Genomic DNA, 17,360 nt, shown 5'->3' on the forward strand with positions numbered 1-17,360 from the left:
TGGAAGTGTGCGTTCCGCTCGTAGGGGGTCTCGCGTTCACCCCTGAGGGGGCGAAACCTTTTCCCTCTGGCGTGCGTCAATAGGTACGGGGAGGGTTCTGTCCGCGTAAAGGCGCTCACAACGGGCAGCCGTCCCTGAAGTCGTTCAGTGGTGGGGAGTGACAGGACAATGGAACACGAGGCGCGGTCGGCGCGGCAGTTGTGGGTGGAGGACGAGCGGGGCCGGCGTCGCATGCCCGACCCGGTGCGCGACGCCGCCGTACGGGCCGTGATGATCACATCGGTGACCCTCATCCAGGCGGTGGTGGCGTTCTTCTGCAGCCTCGCGGGCGCGTGGCTGGCGTTTCCGATCACCATCACGGCGGTGGTCTCGACGGTCGTGGCGACGTGGAGCATCCTCGACGTCTGGATCACCCGTCAGGTCTGGCGCCAGCGCAACGGAGTGGTGTCGGAGCCGAGCAGCACGGCGCGTCCGCCGCTGCGGGCGCGACGGGACGAGGGCCGGACGGACGCGGTGCCGCTGTCCGAGGCGGCCTGAGCAACAGGAAGAACGGCCCGGCCCCTTCGCGTGTGAAGGGGCCGGGCCGTTCTTCTGTCTCCGAGCAGTCCGCTACGCGGCGTCCGTCGGGGCCGGGTCGTCGGACTGGTGGCGGCGGAACATCCGCGTCGCCGTGATCTCGCCGTGGACGGTCTCCCCCTCCGGGTCCGTCTGCGGAAGCCCCGGGCGCAGGTGCTCCTCCACGCTGATGTACTTGAGCCCCGCCCGCAGGTCGGCGTCGTTGCGGAGCCGGATCACCAGCGGGAACTCCGCGAGCGCGGTCGTGTCGAACAGGCCCGTCGTGTACAGGAGCTGGACGCCGAGCGCGTCGGACACGGCCCGCTGGAGCTCCAGGAGGTACGTGGCGTTGGCGCGGCCGATCGGGTTGTCCAGGAACAGCGTGCCCGCGTGCCGGTGCTTGTCGCGGCCCCGGTCGTTGGAGCGGAGCGCCGCCATCGTGCAGTACAGGGCGATGGCGGCGGTGAGCAGCTGGCCGCCGGAGAAGACGTCGCCCATCTGCCCGACGGGGACCCGCTCGGCGCGGAGCACCGCGTCCGGCTTGAGGATCTCGACGGAGACGCCCTTGGGTTCGAGGGCCGCCTGCACGCCCCGCAGGAGCAGGGACATGCCGTCGCGGCGCAGGTCGGAGTTCTTCTTGACGGCGGCGCGGGTGGCCTCGTCGACGACCTCGCCGAGCCGCTCCGCGAGGGTGGCCTGGTCGGGCTCCTCGAAGCGGATCCGCAGGAACTCCTGGCCGGACCACTCCCCGAGGCCCTCGGGGAGCCTGGAGAGCCGCTGGGCCGAGCGGAGGGTCGCGAGGGAGGACTCCACGAGGCCGCGGAGGCGGTCCACGATCGAGTCCCGGTTGCGCTCCAGCTGCTCCAGCTCGTCGGTGAGGACCCGCAGCCGGGGCGCGAAGGCCTCGGCCCACTTGGCGGCGTGCTCGGGGAGCGCGGACGCCGGGAGTTCGCGGATCTGCTGGCGGGCCGGGGTGCGGACCTGCTCGTAGCGGGTGGAGTTGGCGTGCCGGACGAGGACGTCGCTCGCCTCGCGCACGGCCGCGTCGGCGGCGGACAGCTCGCCGGTCCGGCCGCGCAGCGCCCGGCGCGCCTCGGCGGCCGTCGTACGGGCCTCCTCCAGGGTGCCGGGGTACGGCTCGGTCTCCTCGCGCTCCTCGTCCGGGTGGTCGCGGAGCAGGTCCCGGAGGAGGGCCGCCGTCTCGTCGAAGCCGCCGGCCGCGTCCTCGGCGGCCCGGTGGTCCCGGAGCAGTCCGGCGTGGGCGGCACGGGCCGACTCCAGGGCGGCGCTGCGGGAGGCGAGTTCGGCGGTGGCGGTGCGCAGGAGGGCCTGGGCGCGCTCGGCGTCGGCGGGGACCAGCTCCTCGGGCAGTTCGGTGTGCGCCCCGCCGTCCTCGGGGGCGAGGCGCTCGGCCTCGCCCCGGAGCCGGCCGAGCTTCTCGCTGGCCTCGGAGGCGCGGGTCTCCAGCATCTGGACCAGGGACTCGGCGCGGGCGGCGGCGGCCTGGCGGGACGGGCCGTCGGCGCCGTCGGTGGACTCCAGGAGCTGTTCGGCGCGGGTGCGGACCTTGTTGGTGAGGCGGTTGAGCTCGGCGAGGGCGGCGGACTCGTCGCTCTCGGCGCGGGCCTGCTCGGCGCGCAGGTCGGCGCCGACGCCGACCTTCTCGTACAGCTGGGAAGCGGCCCGGTAGGCCTCGCGGAGGGTGGGCAGGGCGGTGCGGGGCGCGGCCGGATCGGCCTCGGGGAGCGGGTCGGGGGCGCCCGCGATCTCGGCGCGCTCGGCCCGCAGGGCGCGGGCGGTGCGGTGGGCGTCGTCGGCGGCGCGCTGGGCGGCGCGGCGGTCCTCGTCGGCGGCGCGGGCGCGCTCCAGACAGGTCTGGGCGCGGGCCTCGGACTCGGCGGCGTCGTCCGCGAGTTCGCGGAGCCTGGCCTGCCAGGCGGACCGCTCGCGCAGCCGGTACGCCAGGCCCGCGAGGGCGTCGGCGACCCGGCGGGCGCGCTGGGCGGCCTCCTGGCGCTCGTCGCGGACGCGGATCGCCTCGGCGGCGGTCTCGTCGGCCTCGGCACGGGCCGTACGGGCCTCTTCGAGGGTCGCGGCGGCCGCTTCGGCGCTCTCGCGGGCGGCCGTGGCGGCTTCGGCGAGCTCGGCGAGCATCCCGGGCGGGCAGTCGGCGCGCCAGGCGCCGATCCGGGCGGCCAGGGAGCGGTCGGCGGCGAGGCGGCCGGCGAGGGCGCGGATCTCCTCGTCGCGGGCGGCGGCCCGCGCGCGCAGGGCGTGCCGCTCCTCGTCGGCCGCGTGCTCGTCGTGCATGGCCGGGTTCGGCGGTACGAGGAAGACGCCCGCGTCCTCGTCCCCCGTCCGCGCCGGTACGGGGGCGAGCAGGGCGGCGGCGGTGCCGACGGCGACGGCGGAGCGGGGCAGCAGCGCGGCGGCGGCGAGGACCTCGCGCGCGCGTCCGTACGAGACGGGGTCGGTGATGACGACGCCGTCGACGAGTTCGGGGCGGGCGGCGAGCACGCGCGCGTGGTCGGCGGGGTCCACGGCCTGGGCGAGGTAGCGCCAGCCGGGGAGGGCGGGGATGCCGTGCTCGCCGAGGTGCTCGACGGTGGCCAGGACGTCGGGTCCCGGCGGCAGCAGGCCGCCGTCGCCGAGGGCGCCGAGGATCCGGGAGTCGTCGGCGGCGGCGGTGCGCAGCTCGAAGAGCTGCCGTTCGGCGGAGGAGACGGCCCCGTCGAGGAGGGAGCGCAGTTCGTCGGCGTACCGGTCGAAGTCGGTGACGGTGAGCGGTCCGTGGGAGGCGGGCCCGGTGGGGCCCTCACCGGCCGGGGGCAGGCTCAGGAGTTCGGCGAGGCGCTCCTCGGAGGCGAGGGCCTCGGCGGCGCGGCGCTCCGCGTCGTGGGCGTTTCCGGCGGCCCCGGCCGCGTCGGCGGCGCGGGCGGCGGCGAGTTCGGCGCGGGACTCGGCCCCGGCGGCCTCGCGGGCGCGCTCGACGAGGGCGGCGGCGGTCTCGCGGGCGGTGTCCCAGGCGGCGACCGCGGTCTTCTCGGCGTCGCTGGCGGCGAGCGCGGCGCGGGCCGGGTCGGCGTCGGGCGCGGTGTCGTCGAGCCAGCCGGCCCGTACGGCCTCGGCGGTCTCCTGCTCGACCTCGGCGAGCCGCTGGCGCAGGTGGCCGGCCTCGCTGCGGGCGCGCTGGGCCTCGGTCGCGGCGGCGGTGGCGTCGCGGTGGGCGGTCTCGCCCGCCTCCTGGAGGGCGGTGGAGCGCTCCTCCTCCTCGGCCGCGTGCCGCTCGCCCTCCTCGGCGGCGGCGGCGAGAGCCCGTACGAGGTCGGCGGCGGCCGTGGCGCGGGCGGCGAGGGCGGGGGCGGCGTCCCGCTCGGCCTCGCGGATGGCGGCGGCCACGCGCGCGGAGCGGTCGCCCGCGGCGCGGTGGCGGAGCACGGCCTCGGCGGCCTGCCAGGCGGAGTGCAGGGTGCGGGCGTCGGTGAGTTCGCGGCGCTGGGAGGCCGCGCCCTTCTCGGCGGCGGCCAGGGCCAGGGAGGCGTGCCGGTAGGCGAGTTCGGCGGCGATGAGGGAGCTGCGGCCGCGGGCGTCCTCGGCCTCGGCGACGGCGTGGGCGGCGGTGGTGACCTGCTGGGCGAGTGCGGCGCCCCGGCCGCGCTCCTCGGCGGCGCGGGCGGAGAGCCGGCGGGCGAGGGTGCGGGTGCGGCGCTCGGCGGCGGTGTGGACCTCGCGCGCGTGGGTCCGGATTCCGGCGGCCTCGACGATCCGGTTCAGGAGGTCGACGGAGCCGGCCGTGAAGTCGCGTTCGGCGGTGAGTTCGGCGCGGCGGCCGAGCTTGTTGCCGAAGCCGCCGACGAGGTCGGCGAGGCCGTCGGTGTCCCGGGTGTCGGTGACGGCGCGCAGCAGCAGGTCGGTGAAGTCGGAGTCCTTCTTGACCGCGAAGAGGCCGGCGGCCTCGCCCTCGTCGGCGTTCATCTCGCGCTGGTAGCGGAAGAGTTCGGGATCGAGGCCGAGTTCGCCGAGGTGCTCGTTCCAGCGGTCGTGGATCTCCTCCCAGACCACCTCCAGGTGCGGGTAGGCCTTGCCGGCCTCGGTCAGGGCGTCGCGGAAGCCCTTCATGGTGCGGCGGCGGCCGCGCGCGCCGGAGGCGCCCTCGACGGGCGGGCGGACCGACGTGGCCTCGGCGACGGGGAGGTTGTCCAGGCTGAGGCCGGGTCCGGGGCGGAAGGAGTACCAGGCCTCGGCGAACTTCCTGGGGTCGTTGGAGACCTGGCGGCCGCGCCACTCGCTGGCCTTGCCGACGACGACGAGTTCGCCGGTGAGGGTGTGCTGCCACTCCAGGGCGACGTGGCCGCAGTCGTCGGCGAGGAGGAACTTGCGGAGCACGCCGGAGCTGGCGCCGCCGAGGGTGTTGCGGTGGCCGGGGAGCATGACCGAGAAGATCAGCTTGAGGAGGACGGACTTGCCGCCGCCGTTCTCCAGGAAGAGCACGCCCGCGGGGGCCGGGCGGCGCGGCGGGCCGACCGGCTCGTCCTCGAAGAACTCCGCCTGGGTGGGGGCGGGGTGGGGCACGGGGGCGCCGACTCCGCGCAGGTCCAGGACCGTGTCGGCGTAGCGCGCGCCGGCGGGGCCGATGGAGTAGAGGCGGACCCGGGACAGCTCGTACATGGCGGGGACTCTCGTGCTGGGAAGATCGGCGGGGCGGCGGGACCGCGCGCGGGGTGGACGGGGTCGGCGGGATGGCGCGTGGGCGGGACTACGAGTGGAACGGGAGGCCCGCGTCGGCCGCGAGCTCCAGGTCGTCGCCCTCGTGCGGCGGCAGGAGGGTCGCGGAGCCGTCGCTGACGGGGACGACGCCGAGTTCGAGGAGTTCGGCCATGGCGGCGGAGCCGGCCATGTCGCGGACCTGGAGCTGGTAGCGGGCGGTGGTGCGGTAGGAGCCGCCGCCCTCGTCGCCGGTGCGCTGGAGGAAGCCGGAGTCGGTGAGGAACGCGGCGGCCTTGCCGACGATGCCGGTGGTGGATCCGGCGAGTCTGCGGGCGTCCTTGGTGGCGCCGGTGGCGCTGCGGCGGGCGTAGGTCCGCCAGGCGGCCTCCAGGCCTGGGGCGTCGGAGGCCGGGTCGGTGTTCTCGCCCTCCTCCTCGGCGCGCTGCTCCAGGCGCAGGCAGGCCTGGCGCACGAAGGCGTCGACGCCGTTGACGGTGAACCGGCCGATGTACGCGTCGTCGGCGAGGTCCTCGGGCCGGGGGAAGGCCATGGCGGCGACGGCGAGGTGGGCCAGGCCGTGCAGGAACCGGTCGGCGGAGTCCGTGGAGGCGCGGCGGGCGTAGTCGCCCATGCGGACGGCGAAGACGGAGTCCTCGGCGGCGGTGACGGCCATCCCCGCGCGCGGGGAGACCTCCAGGACGACGAGGCCGAGGCCGGTGGCGACGGCGTCGGCGAGGCGCGCGAAGGCGGGGTCCTCGCGGTAGCGGCGCAGGAGGTCGGCGTATTCGGCGTCGCGGGCCGGGAGCAGCTTGGGCTGGAGCCCGAAGGAGACGAGCCGGGCCGCGTCGGCGGCGTCGGCGGGGGTGACCGCGGGGCCGCCGGAGGCGGCGGGGGCCTCCGGCCTGTTCCACGCGTCGGCGTGCGGGGCCTCCTGCTCGCTCCACGCGTCGGCGTGCTCGGCGTGGGTCTCGCTCACGGCTGGGGCTCCTCGGGACGGTTCTCGGTCGGTACGGCGCGGACGGCAGGTCGGGGCACGGGCAGCGGGACAGGGGTGACGGCGGCCGGTGCCGGGCCCCGCTCGGCGGGCGCGGGCGGCCCGTCCGCGAGCCGCACGGCCCGGACGGAGGGAACGTCGCCCCGCCGCCGCGCGGCCCCGGAGCGGGACGGCCCGGGCGCGAGGGGGACGGTGCCGAGACGGGGGCGGGTGCGGGGGGTCCGCGCGGCGTCGGGGTCGGGGCCCGGGGCGGGGTCGGGCGCGTGACCGGGATCGGCTGCCGGTTCCAGGGCGCGGTCGCGGTCGGCCGCCGGGGCCGGGGGCGCGTCGGGTTCCGTTCCGGCTTCCGGCATCGGCTCCGGTGCCGCCACGACGTCGGCCTCCGGCCGGGGCGCGGGTACGGCGGTGTCCTCCGGAGCGGTCGGGACCGCCGGGGCCGGCAGGCCGAGCGCGTCGGCCGGGTCGAGGACATCGGCCGGGGCGGGCGCGTCGGCCGGGGCGGGGCCGGTCCCGTCGGTACAGGAGGCCGGGGCGGGGGGTACGAGGGTCACGTCGCCTCCGTGCGGTCGGCGGCCATGCCCGCCGCGTCGAGGAGGGCCGTACCGACGATGAGGTCGGCGCCTCCGAACTCGGGGTCGTCGAGCGGGGTGCCGTCGTCGACGGCGAAGAGCAGCCGCTCCTCGCCCTGGCGGTAGGCGGTGCCGACCGGGGGGCTCGCCGCGTGGACGGCGAGGAGGGCCACGAGGTACGGCAGGTCGGGGTCGGTCGCGCGGGCCTCGGCGAGCAGGCCGGAGAGGCGGCGCGGGGCGTCGTGCTCCAGGTCGAGCAGGCGCATGGCCTGTCCGAGCTGCTCCTCGCTGAAGCGGGAGTCGTCGGGGGTGGCGATCAGGTCGGGCTCGGGCATCTCCGCGCCCAGGTGCTCGCGCTCGACGGGCGGGGTGAGGAGCAGGTCGACGAGGTCGCCGAGGCGGACGGAGGCGGGGGTGCGCAGTCCGGTGCCGTGGGCGAAGAAGGCGTCGGTGGCGCGGGTGGCCTGCTCGACGGGGAGCGTGAGGAGCGGGGCGACCAGCTGCCCGTACAGGTCGAGTCCGGTGTACGCGGCGGGGGCGGCGAAGGCCTGGCGGTCCTGCTCGGCGCGGAAGAGCGGTCCGGCCTCCAGGAGGCGGGACTGGAGCTGGGTGTGGCGCCGGATGCAGTCCTTGACGATGTCGACGAGTTCGGCGGCGCGCCGCTTGTGCTCGGCCGTCTTCGCGTCGGTGGCGGCCTCGGCCTCGTCGCGGGCCCGGCGGATGTTGGTGAGGATCGCGTTCTCGTGGCGGTAGCGGTCGGCCACGTGGTCGAGCGCCTCGGCGATCATGTCGGGGACCGTCTGGAGCCAGTCGACGGCCCGGACGTTGCGCCGGGTGGCCTCCAGGGTCCTGCGGAGGGTCTCGGCGTACTGCACGGTCCGGTAGCGGGCCTGCTCGGCGGCGAGTTGGGCGTCGGCGAGGCGGCCCCGGCTGATGAGGACCTCCAGCTTCACCTCGGCGGCGATCTGGGCGCTGGTGACGTCGGTGTCGAGGGCTCCGACGAGGACGTTGACCGCTTCGTCGGTGGTGCGGAGGTAGACCCCGCCGCCGTATCCCGGGACCTCCTCGACGAGTTTGAAGTCGTAGTCCCTGCGGACGTAGACGCCGTCGGTGCCGAAGGTGCCGTAGACGGCGCGGAAGCCGCGGTCGACGCTGCCGACGTTGATCAGGTTCTCCAGGACCCAGCGGGCCACGCGCTCGTGCTCGGCGGCGGGGCGGTCGGGGGCCTGGGCGGCGACGCGGGGGAGCAGGCGGGCGACGATCTGCTCGTGGTCGGCGCCGGTGTCGAAGTCCATGTTCAGGGTGATGAGGTCGATCGCGGCGAGGGCCACCTCGGCCATCGCGTAGACCGTGTACTCGCCGGCCAGGTTCGCCTTGCGGGCGTCGAGGTCGTGCAGCGGGGCGGTGCACGCGAGCGCGCGGAGCCGCCGCGCGAGCCCTTCGTCGGCGGCCGGGCCCTGCGCGGGCCGCGGCCCCGCGCTGAGCTGGGGCGGAGCGAGGTCCGTCGAGGCAGGCGAAGTCACGGTGCACAGATTAGGTCCTCACCCTGACAACGGTCGAAACAGTGCGGATACGCCCGGACCCCCGGGGTCAGCGACGGGCGCCCGGCGGGGTGCCGGAGGCGCGGCCGCAGGCGTCCGCGACCCGGGCGCGGGAGTCGTCGAGGTAGCGGGCGAGGAGGCGTTCCGCCGTGCCGCGCTCGCCGGCGCGCAGGGCGCCCAGGATCTCCGCGTTCCGCGCGAGGAACGGCTCGTGGAGGGCGCGCGGGTCCTCCACGAGGTGGAGGGCGAGGCGGAGTTCGGCGAGGACGCCGCGCATCAGTTCGTCGGTACGGGCGCTGCCCGCGAGGGCGACGAGTGCGCGGTGGAAGTAGATGTTGGCCGTGGAGACGCCGTTCCAGTCGCCGGCGCGGGCGGCGGTCTCGCCCGCCGCGACGGCGGCGGCGAGGCCGTCGAGGGGGAACGGCGGCCGTCCCAGGCCCCGGACGACGGCGCACTCGACGAGCCCGCGGGTGCGGTAGATGTCGGCCACGTCGTCGGCGTCGAGGACGCGGACGAAGACGCCCCGGTTCAGTTCGTGGACGAGGAGGCGCTCGTGGGTGAGGAGGCGGAAGGCCTCCCGCAGGGTGTTGCGGGACACGCCGAGGGCGCCGCCGATGCCGTCCTCGGAGAGCCGGGTCCCGGGCGGGAACCAGCCCTCGGCGACGCGGGCGCGCAGGATGTCCGCGACCCGCTCCGCGGTGCTCGTACGGCCGAGCAGCGCGCGGTCCTCCGCCAGGCCCCCGGCCCTGTCCTCCACCGGCTCCGCCACGGTGCTCCCTCCCTCTCCGCTCTCCGCCGGTCCGACCGCGCGGAAAGCCGACGCGCGGAAGGTCGACTACACGGAAGTCGACCACGCGGAAGCCGACCGCAGGGCAGTCAACCGCATGGAGGGGGCGGAACGACAGACTTCTTGTCGGATCGTTCAACGATCCTCTACGTTGAAAGCGTCCCATGGTCCTGCCGTGCCCGCGTGGGCACGCCCCGTCCCGCGAGGCGCAGATGAGCACGAACCGGGTGTCGATCGACCTCAACGCCGATCTCGGCGAGGGCTTCGGCCGCTGGACCCTGACCGACGACGAGGAACTCCTGTCCGTGGTCACCAGCGCCAACGTGGCCTGCGGCTTCCACGCCGGGGACGCGGCCACCATGCGGCGGGTGTGCGAGCTGGCCGCCGCGCGCGGGGTGCGGATCGGGGCGCAGGTGTCCTACCGGGACCTGGCCGGCTTCGGGCGGCGGTCGATGGACGTCCCGGCGGCGGAGCTGGCCGCCGAGGTGGCCTACCAGATCGGCGCCCTGGAGGTCTTCGCCCGGGCGGCGGGCTCCCGGGTCGCGTACGTGAAGCCGCACGGCGCGCTCTACAACCGGGTGGTCGGGGACGCGGAGCAGGCGGCGGCGGTCGTCGAGGGCGTGCTGCTCGCGGACCGGACGCTGCCGGTCCTGGGGCTGCCCGGGTCCCGGCTGCACAGGGCCGCCGCGGCGGCCGGGCTCCCGGTCGTCGCCGAGGCCTTCGGCGACCGGGCCTACCAGGGGGACGGCTCCCTGCTGCCGCGCGGGCGGGAGGGGGCGGTCGTCACCGATCCCGCCGAGGTCGTGGAGCGGTCGCTGGCCCTGGCCCGGCTCGGGACGGTCACCGCGCACGACGGGACCCCCGTGGCCGTCCGGGCCCGGTCGCTCTGTCTGCACGGGGACACCCCGGGCGCGGTGGAACTCGCCCGGCAGGTCCGGGAGGGCCTCGAAGCCTCCGGGGTGCGGGTGGAGGCCTTCGCATGAGCGGGGGGCGTTCCGCGGGGGTACGCGTGCGCGTGCTGCGCGTGGGCGAGCGGGCGCTGCTCGTGGAGCTGGACGGCGGCGCCGAGGCGGAGGCGTTCCACGCCGAGGTGCTGCGCCGGCGGGCGGCCGGTGCCCTTCCCGGCGTACGGGAGGTCGTGCCGGCGGCGCGGACCGTGCTGCTCGACGGGGTGACGGACCCGGACCGGCTCGCGGCCGAGCTGCCCGGATGGGAGGTGGGGCCGCTCTCCGCGCGCGTGGAGCGGGTGGTGGAGGTGCCGGTCCGCTACGACGGACCCGATCTGGCGGACGTCGCCGCCTGCTGGGGCGTGTCCGTCGAGGAGGCGGTGCGGATCCACACGGCGGCCGACTTCCGGGTCGCCTTCTGCGGGTTCGCGCCGGGCTTCGGCTATCTGACGGGGCTCGGGGAGCGGTACGAGGTCCCCCGGCGGGCCACCCCGCGCACCGCCGTCCCGGCCGGCTCGGTCGCCCTGGCCGGGCCGTACACGGGCGTGTACCCGCGCTCCTCCCCCGGCGGCTGGCAGCTGATCGGCACCACGGACGCGGTTCTCTGGGACACCGGACGGGACCCGGCGGCGCTGCTCTCCCCCGGCACCCGGGTCCGGTTCACGGCGGAGGGCCCCGGCCCGGGAGGCGGGCGATGACGGGCAGGGCCGTCGACGTGGTCCGGCCGGGGGCGCTGACCACCGTGCAGGACCTGGGGCGCCCGGGGTACGCGCACCTGGGCGTGGTCCGTTCGGGCGCGCTCGACCCGGCGGCCGCCCGGCTCGTCAACCGGCTCGTGGGCAACGCGGAGGGGGCGGCGGTCCTGGAGACCACCGTCGACGGGTGCGCGGTGCGGCCCCGGTGCGCGGTGACCGTGGCGGTGGGCGGCGCGCCCTGCCCGGTCCGGGTGGACGGGCGCCCGGCGGCCTGGGGCACGGCGGTCCGGGTGGCGGCCGGATCGGTGGTCGAGGTCGGCACGGCTTCGCGGGGACTGCGGGCGTACGTGGCGTTCGGCGGCGGGATCGAGGTCGAGCCGGTGCTCGGCAGCCGCTCCACCGACCTGCTGTCCGGCCTGGGCCCGGCGCCCCTGACGCGGGGGACGGTCCTGCCGCTGGGCGCGGACGGGACGGTACGGACGCCGGTCGACGCGCCTCCCTGGCCGGGGCCGCCGGACGCGCTCGTCCTGCGGGTCCGGCTCGGTCCCCGCGACGACTGGTTCACCCCCGGCGCCCTGCGCACCCTCGCCACGCGCGCGTACCGGGTGTCCCCGGCGAGCAACCGGATCGGGCTGCGGCTCGAAGGACCGGCCCTGGAACGGTCCGTGACCGGGGAACTGGCGAGCGAGGGCATGGTGCTCGGCGCGGTCCAGGTGCCGCCGGACGGGCGCCCGGTGGTCTTCCTCGCGGACCATCCGACGACCGGGGGCTATCCGGTCGTCGGGGTCGTCCGGGAGGCCGACCTGGGCGCGGCGGCCCAGGCGGTGCCGGGGACGCCGGTGCGGTTCGTGCCGGTGCGGTGAACAAGGCGGCCCCCTCTCTTCGCACACGTGGCGCCTTCGCGCGCGTGGCGTCCCCGGTTCATCGGCCGGGCGTCTCCGGGGCGGGGAGGGCGTCGTGGGCACGGAGGAAGGCGGTGACGGAGCGGTCCCAGGCGAAGCCCTCCGCACGCGCGCGTGCGGCCCGGCGGCGGACGGTCTCCGGGACGGCGAGGAGGCCCTGGACGCCGGAGGCGAAGGCCGCCGGGGTGTCGGCGGCGGCCACCCCGGCCGTGCCGACGACCTCAGGGAGGGCCGAGGAGGCGCTGACCACGACCGGAGTGCCGCAGGCGAGGGCTTCCAGGGCGGAGAGCCCGAACGTCTCGGCGGGCCCCGGCGCCAGGCAGACGTCGGCCGCCGCCTGGAGGTCGGCCAGGTCCTCCCGGTCGGCGAGGTGCCCGACGAACCGCACCGGGAGGCGCCGCTCGCGCGCCCGCCGCTCCAGGCCGGCCCGCAGCGGCCCGTCGCCCGCGACCACGAGCGCCGCCTCGATCCCCGCGCCGCGCAGCTCCTCCAGGGCGTCCAGGGCCGTGCCGGGCCGCTTCTCGACGGAGAGCCGCGAGCACAGCAGGAGCAGCACCCGCTGCCCGTCCGCGTACCGGGCCCGCGTCGCGGTGTCGCGGCGGCCGGGCCGGCAGTGGTCCAGGTCGACGCCGAGCGGAGCCCGTACGACGTTGCGGGCCCCGACCCGTACGAACTCGCGCTCCGCCCACTCCGTCGTGCAGACGATCCGGGCGAACGCCCAGGCGGTGCGGCGGTTGAGCCGGTCCGCCGCGCGGGCCGCGAGGGCGGGCGGCACGCCCCAGGTGCGCAGGACCCCGTCGGCGGTCTCGTGGGAGACCATGACCGACGGCACGCGGGCGCGTCGCGCCCACTCGCCCGTCCACCGCAGGGTCGTGCGGTCCGAGACCTCGATGCGGTCGGGGGCGAGCTCGTCGAGGAGGCGGGCGACCCGGCGCCGGTCGGCGAGGACCCGGTAGCCGCCGGTGCCGGGCAGCACGGGACCGGGGAGGGTGACGATCCGGCCCTGCGCGGTGCGGCGGTCGCTCGCGGCCTCGCCGGGGACGACGAGGACCGGTTCGTGCCCGGCCTCCAGATAGCCGCGGCCGAGCCGGTCGAGGGCGGTGCGGAGGCCGCCGGACGTGGGGGTCACGAAGTTCGCGAGCCGCACGATCCGGAGCCCGTCGCGGCCGGCCCGGGCGTCCGTACGCGTGCGCGTGGCCGTGGCCGTGGTCTTGGTCTTGGTCGTGGCCGTCGTACGGGTGCCGTTCACGCCGCCACCGCCGTCCGCTCGCGCAGGACCTCCCGATAGTGGCCGATCAGTTCGTCGCCCAGGGCCTCCCAGGTGCGGTCCCGGACGGCGGCGCGGCCGGCCCGGCCCTGGGCGGCGCGCAGGTCCGGCGCGGCGGCGAGCGCGGCGACGGCGTCGCGCAGGGCGTCCGGGTCGCCCGGGGGCACGAGGAGGCCGGTGAGGCCGTGGTCGACCAGGTCCAGGGGCCCGCCGACGGCCGGGGCGACCACCGGCACCCCGCTGGCCATGGCCTCCTGAACGGTCTGGCAGAAGGTCTCGTACGGGCCGGTGTGGGCGAAGACGTCGAGCGAGGCGAAGATCCGGGCGAGGTCGGCGCCGGTGCGGCGGCCCAGGAACCGGGCGCCCGGCAGCGCGGTGCGCAGCGCGGGCCCGCTCGGGCCGTCCCCGACGACCACGACCCGTACGCCGGGGAGCCCGCAGACCCCGGCGAGCAGGTCCACGCGCTTCTCGGGAGCGAGGCGGCCCACGTAGCCGACGAGGAGTTCGCCGTCCGGGGCGAGGGCGCGGCGCAGGGCGGCGTCGCGCAGTCCGGGACGGAAGCGGAGGGTGTCGACCCCGCGGCCCCAGAGCCGGACGCGGCCGACGCCGTGGGCCTCCAGGTCGCGCAGGGCGGCGGTGGACGGGGCGAGGGTGCGGTCGGCCGCGCCGTGCACGGCGCGGAGGCGGCGCCAGGCGGCGCCCTCGCCGGTTCCCACGTACGTGCGCGCGTAGCCGGCGAGGTCCGTCTGGTAGACGGCGACGGCGGGGATGCCGAGCCGGGCGGCGGCCGTCATCCCGCGCGCTCCGAGCACGAACGGTCCGGCGAGGTGCACGAGGTCGGCGCGGTGCGCGGCGATGGCCGCGGCGACCCGGCGGCTGGGCAGGGCGACCCGTACCTGCGGATAGCCGGGCAGGGGCAGCGAGGGCACCCGGACGACGGCGCAGGGGGCGTCGGCGTCCGCCGCCGGGTCGGCGACGGCGGGGGCGATGACGAGCGGGACGTGGCCCCGCCGGACGAGGTGGCGCGCGGTCTGCAGGGCGCAGTGCGCCACACCGTTGACGTCGGGAGGGAAGGATTCGGTGACGATGACGACACGCATACGGGTGTTGTCGTCGCGCCCGGCGTGTCCCCGCCGAAGTCGATCTGGACGGGGGGAGAACGTCCCGTGAGCGTTTCCCCGCGTGGGCCCCTTACGGGGCGCGTGGGGGCGGGGACGGGGCGCGGCGGGGTTTCGGTGCCGGCGGTACGGCTCCGTCTCCGGCCCCGGCAGCGCGCCGCCGCGTGCTCCGGCGCCGCCGGCAGGGGGTCCGGGGCTTCCACGCCCGGCGGTCCGGCTCCGGCGGCGTGCCTTCCGGCCGCCGCCGCACCGAGGTGGGGGCGGATGCGGGGGCGGGATCTGCGGCGGAGGCCCTGCCGCCCCGGGCCGGGTTCAGGAAACGACCGGCGGCCGGTGGCCGGTGGCCGGGGCGGCTGGCGGCTGGCGGCTGGCGGCTGGCGGCTGGCGGCTGGCGGCTGGCGCAACCTACAACCGGGGCGGCCAGGGCAACCGACAGCCGGAGCAACCGGGCCAGCCAAGGCAACCGACAGCCGGAGCAACCCGACCGGCCGGCGGCCTAGGCAACCGGCGGCCGGGCCGGCACCGGCCTTCAGGACCGGCCACCGGCCACCGGCCGAAGCACGCCACCGGCCCCAGCAGGAACAGCACCGGCCCACCCGACCCCGGCCGAAACACGCCACCGGCCCACCCGACCCCGGCCGGAACAAAGCACCGCCCCGCCCGGCCCCGGGGCGCCCGCAGACGCCCCCGGGCCCTCAGACCTGCAGATCCGGCCCTATCCGGTTCCGCACCGCCAGCTGGACCTCGACCTCCTCGGCCGGGTCGGCGGCGAGGCGGCGGAGGCGTTCGGCGACGCGGATGTCGCCGGTCTCGGCGTGCTGGGCGGCGACCTCGCGGGTGGTCTCCTCGCAGTCCCAGAGGCACTCGACGGCGAAGCCGGTCGCGAAGGTGGGGTCGGTGGCCGCGAGGGCGCGGGCCGTGCGGCCGCGCAGCTGGGAGGAGGCCGTCTCCCGGTAGACGTGGCGCAGCACGGGCGCCGCGCAGGCGATGCCGAGGCGCCCCGCCCCGTCGACGAGGCAGGCGAGTTCGGGGGCGTCGGGGCCCTGGGAGCGTACGGTCTCGCGCAGCGCGCCGAGGACGGAGGGGGAGTCCTCGGCGGTGCCGCGGCAGGCCAGTACCTCGGCGGCGGCGGCGCCGAGCGCGTCGGTGCGCCGGACCCACGCGCGGGCGCGGGCGACCGCGTCCTCGCCGCACATCCGGCGGTAGGCGGCGACGGCGGCCTCGGCGACCGGGCGGGGGGCGCCGTCGGCGGCGTGCTCGACGAGGTCGAGGACGGCGGGGTCCCCCGACTCGGCGAGGTGGTGGAGGGCGGCGCCCCGGGCCCCTTCCGCGCCGTCGCGGGCGGCGGCGAGGAGCTCGGGCCGGTCCTCGGGTCCGGCGACGGCGGTGAGGCAGCGGGCGGCGGGGCCGTAGAGGACGGCACCGCGCTCGTACCCCTCCTGCGCCCAGTCGAGGACGGCGCGCACGCTCCAGCCGGGGCGGGGCCCGGTGGGGCGCATCTGGCGTTGCCAGCGGTCGAAGGAGCCCTGCTCCATGGCGGCCCTGACGCGGGGGCCCACGGTGTCGCGCCGGTCCTCGGCCCACAGGCGCCAGGGCCGGGGCTCGAAGGCGTCGCGCACGGTGCGGGCCAGCTCGGCGTCGCCCTCCGCGTCGGCCGCGAAGCGGGCCAGTACGGGCGGGGCGAGCGCGCGGAGTCCGGCGTCGTCGTCGCGGAGGGCCAGCTCGTCCAGGGCCCAGGCCCAGTTGGTGCCGGTCGCGGCGTAGCGCCGGAGCAGCAGCAGGGCGTCCTGGCGTCCGTAGGAGGCGAGGTGGCCGAGGACGGCGAGCGCGAGCCCGGTCCTGGACTCCTCGGTGTCGAGGTGGTCCTCGGCGCCGAAGAGGTGCGCCTCGATCTCCTCCAGACCGCCGTGGAGGTCCAGGTAGAGACGGGCGTAGTAGAGGGAGCGGTTCTCGACCTGCCAGTCGTGGCGGGGGTCGTCGAGAACGCAGTGGGCGAGGGCCGCGAGGGCCTCGGCGCGCGGCGCGGCGAGGGCGTGCAGGGTGCCGTCGCCGCGGCCCCGCTGCAGCAGGCCGAGCAGGGTGCCGCTCGGCGCTATGACTGGATCGAACATGGGGAGACGCCTCACATCAAGCTGTCGACACGACCGGGGGATGCCGGGATGACCGGGATGAACCGGGTCAGGCGGTGCATCGGTGTACGCCTAGGCCGTGCGGCGACATGTCGGGCCGCTCGTCGTCCTGCGCTTGCCAGTGACCATCTTCCTCTGCCTCTCGTCGGTGGCCCGTTTCGCCGGGTCCGACGTCATGATGACCCACCCATTTCGCCACCGCGACCACATTTACGACGCCGCCTCACCTGGGGTTCAGCGCCCGTTCACCGGGTCCCGAAGAGTTCCAGGAGTTCGGCCCTGCCGAACATCCGGGCGGTGTCGACGGCGGACGGAGTCCCGGACTCCGGATTCGCGCCGCCGGCGAGGAGCGCGCGGATCACGTCCTCCTGGCCCTTGAAGACGGCGCCGGCGAGCGGGGTCTGGCCGCGGTCGTTGGCGCGGTCGGCGTCGGCGCCCCGCTCCAGGAGGGCGGAGACCGCGGCGGCGTGGCCGTGGTAGGCGGCGAGCATGACGAGCGAGTCGCCCCGGTCGTTGGTGAGGTTCGCGGGGACGCCCGCGTCGACGTAGGCGGCGAGGGCTTCGGCGTCCCCCGTGCGCGCGAGGCCGAAGACCTTCGACGCCAGCTCGATGACCTCGGGGTCGGGAGTCTCGCTCATCGGGTGGACCGCCTCTCTCCTGTGGTGTCGGGCCGCGCACGGCGAGCGCGGCCGTACGGGTGAATCGACAGGGTACTGCCCGTTCGGAGACATGACCCTGTGCGACCGAGGCAAAGATCACGGCGTCCCGTTCCCGTCCGATTCCCCTTTAGCGCACCTCGGGCGTTTCGCCACCCGGCCGTGCGTCCGCCGTCCGCCGGTCAAGTGAAATCACCCGTTTTTCACTCCAATGCACCTTTAGTCACATAGATACTTGCGGTGAACCTGGAAGAACTCATGGTGACTGTCCCCTCAACCAGGAGAACAACCAATGATCCTGTCCATCTCAGGCGTGGTCCTGCTCGGCATCATCTGCTTCCTGTTCTTCAAGAAGGACGGACTCAAGGCCTCGCACGCCCTCGTCTGCTCGCTGTTCGGCTTCTACCTCGCGGGCACGGCCATCGCCCCGAGCATCACGGCGGGCGGGCAGAGCCTCGCCGGTCTCCTGGGCGGGATCAAGTTCTGACGCCCC

General features: G+C 76.7%; 14 protein-coding genes. 5 read left to right on the forward strand and 9 right to left on the reverse strand.

Features of this window, described 5'->3' with window-relative positions; translation table 11 throughout:
* The first annotated feature begins 168 nt into the window (after positions 1 to 168).
* On the forward strand, positions 169 to 537 hold the full coding sequence (locus ACIQD7_RS33285) for a hypothetical protein (RefSeq protein WP_402446901.1): 369 nt from the start codon (positions 169 to 171) through the stop codon (positions 535 to 537).
* Positions 538 to 609: 72 nt separating this feature from the next.
* Here the strand turns inward: ACIQD7_RS33285 and ACIQD7_RS33290 are convergent, their stop codons facing one another.
* The 5 genes from ACIQD7_RS33290 to ACIQD7_RS33310 form a co-directional block, all read right to left on the reverse strand.
* Positions 610 to 5,223: a hypothetical protein gene (locus tag ACIQD7_RS33290; RefSeq protein WP_402446904.1), complete on the reverse strand. Its 4,614-nt coding sequence runs from the start codon at positions 5,221 to 5,223 to the stop codon at positions 610 to 612.
* A gap of 88 nt (positions 5,224 to 5,311) precedes the next feature.
* Positions 5,312 to 6,238 carry a hypothetical protein gene (locus ACIQD7_RS33295; RefSeq protein ID WP_402446907.1) on the reverse strand — a complete coding sequence of 309 codons (927 nt, stop codon included), beginning with the start codon at positions 6,236 to 6,238 and terminating at the stop codon, positions 5,312 to 5,314.
* A complete protein-coding gene (locus ACIQD7_RS33300; RefSeq protein ID WP_402446909.1) occupies positions 6,235 to 6,807 on the reverse strand; it encodes a hypothetical protein in 573 nt (190 codons plus the stop codon). Before ACIQD7_RS33300 ends, ACIQD7_RS33295 begins: the two co-directional genes overlap by 4 nt.
* The gene (locus ACIQD7_RS33305; protein WP_402446912.1) at positions 6,804 to 8,348 is read right to left on the reverse strand and encodes a hypothetical protein; all 1,545 of its coding nucleotides are present in this window, start codon (positions 8,346 to 8,348) and stop codon (positions 6,804 to 6,806) included. Before ACIQD7_RS33305 ends, ACIQD7_RS33300 begins: the two co-directional genes overlap by 4 nt.
* A 67-nt stretch (positions 8,349 to 8,415) precedes the next feature.
* Positions 8,416 to 9,135 carry a GntR family transcriptional regulator gene (locus ACIQD7_RS33310; protein ID WP_402446914.1) on the reverse strand — a complete coding sequence of 240 codons (720 nt, stop codon included), beginning with the start codon at positions 9,133 to 9,135 and terminating at the stop codon, positions 8,416 to 8,418.
* 230 nt (positions 9,136 to 9,365) lie between these two features.
* Between ACIQD7_RS33310 and ACIQD7_RS33315 the strand changes: the two genes are divergently transcribed.
* Genes ACIQD7_RS33315 through ACIQD7_RS33325 form a run of 3 tightly spaced genes read left to right on the forward strand, consistent with a single transcriptional unit; the run spans position 9,366 to position 11,658 of the window.
* Positions 9,366 to 10,136, forward strand: coding sequence for a LamB/YcsF family protein (locus ACIQD7_RS33315; protein ID WP_402446917.1), 771 nt, complete (start codon positions 9,366 to 9,368; stop codon positions 10,134 to 10,136).
* Positions 10,133 to 10,798 carry a 5-oxoprolinase subunit PxpB gene (gene pxpB, locus ACIQD7_RS33320; protein ID WP_402446920.1) on the forward strand — a complete coding sequence of 222 codons (666 nt, stop codon included), beginning with the start codon at positions 10,133 to 10,135 and terminating at the stop codon, positions 10,796 to 10,798. The genes ACIQD7_RS33315 and pxpB overlap by 4 nt, the downstream gene beginning before the upstream one ends.
* Positions 10,795 to 11,658 (forward strand): biotin-dependent carboxyltransferase family protein, encoded by an 864-nt coding sequence (locus ACIQD7_RS33325; protein WP_402446922.1) that lies wholly within the window; start codon positions 10,795 to 10,797, stop codon positions 11,656 to 11,658. The genes pxpB and ACIQD7_RS33325 overlap by 4 nt, the downstream gene beginning before the upstream one ends.
* 58 nt (positions 11,659 to 11,716) lie before the next feature.
* Here the strand turns inward: ACIQD7_RS33325 and ACIQD7_RS33330 are convergent, their stop codons facing one another.
* From ACIQD7_RS33330 to ACIQD7_RS33345, 4 genes are all read right to left on the reverse strand, one after another.
* The gene (locus ACIQD7_RS33330) at positions 11,717 to 12,847 is read right to left on the reverse strand and encodes a glycosyltransferase (protein ID WP_402447016.1); all 1,131 of its coding nucleotides are present in this window, start codon (positions 12,845 to 12,847) and stop codon (positions 11,717 to 11,719) included.
* A gap of 95 nt (positions 12,848 to 12,942) precedes the next feature.
* On the reverse strand, positions 12,943 to 14,064 hold the full coding sequence (locus ACIQD7_RS33335; protein ID WP_402446926.1) for a glycosyltransferase family 4 protein: 1,122 nt from the start codon (positions 14,062 to 14,064) through the stop codon (positions 12,943 to 12,945).
* A 713-nt stretch (positions 14,065 to 14,777) separates the two neighbouring features.
* Positions 14,778 to 16,193, reverse strand: a complete 1,416-nt coding sequence (locus ACIQD7_RS33340) for a HEAT repeat domain-containing protein (protein ID WP_402446929.1) — start codon at positions 16,191 to 16,193, stop codon at positions 14,778 to 14,780.
* 263 nt (positions 16,194 to 16,456) lie between these two features.
* Positions 16,457 to 16,849 (reverse strand): ankyrin repeat domain-containing protein, encoded by a 393-nt coding sequence (locus tag ACIQD7_RS33345; RefSeq protein WP_121828819.1) that lies wholly within the window; start codon positions 16,847 to 16,849, stop codon positions 16,457 to 16,459.
* A 310-nt stretch (positions 16,850 to 17,159) separates the two neighbouring features.
* Here ACIQD7_RS33345 and ACIQD7_RS33350 point away from each other — a divergent pair, with 310 nt between their 5' ends.
* A complete protein-coding gene (locus ACIQD7_RS33350) occupies positions 17,160 to 17,354 on the forward strand; it encodes a hypothetical protein (RefSeq protein ID WP_030215129.1) in 195 nt (64 codons plus the stop codon).
* The last annotated feature ends 6 nt before the right edge of the window (positions 17,355 to 17,360 follow it).

The sequence above is a fragment of the Streptomyces sp. NPDC093071 genome (assembly GCF_044754545.1).
In the GTDB taxonomy this organism is placed as follows: domain Bacteria; phylum Actinomycetota; class Actinomycetes; order Streptomycetales; family Streptomycetaceae; genus Streptomyces.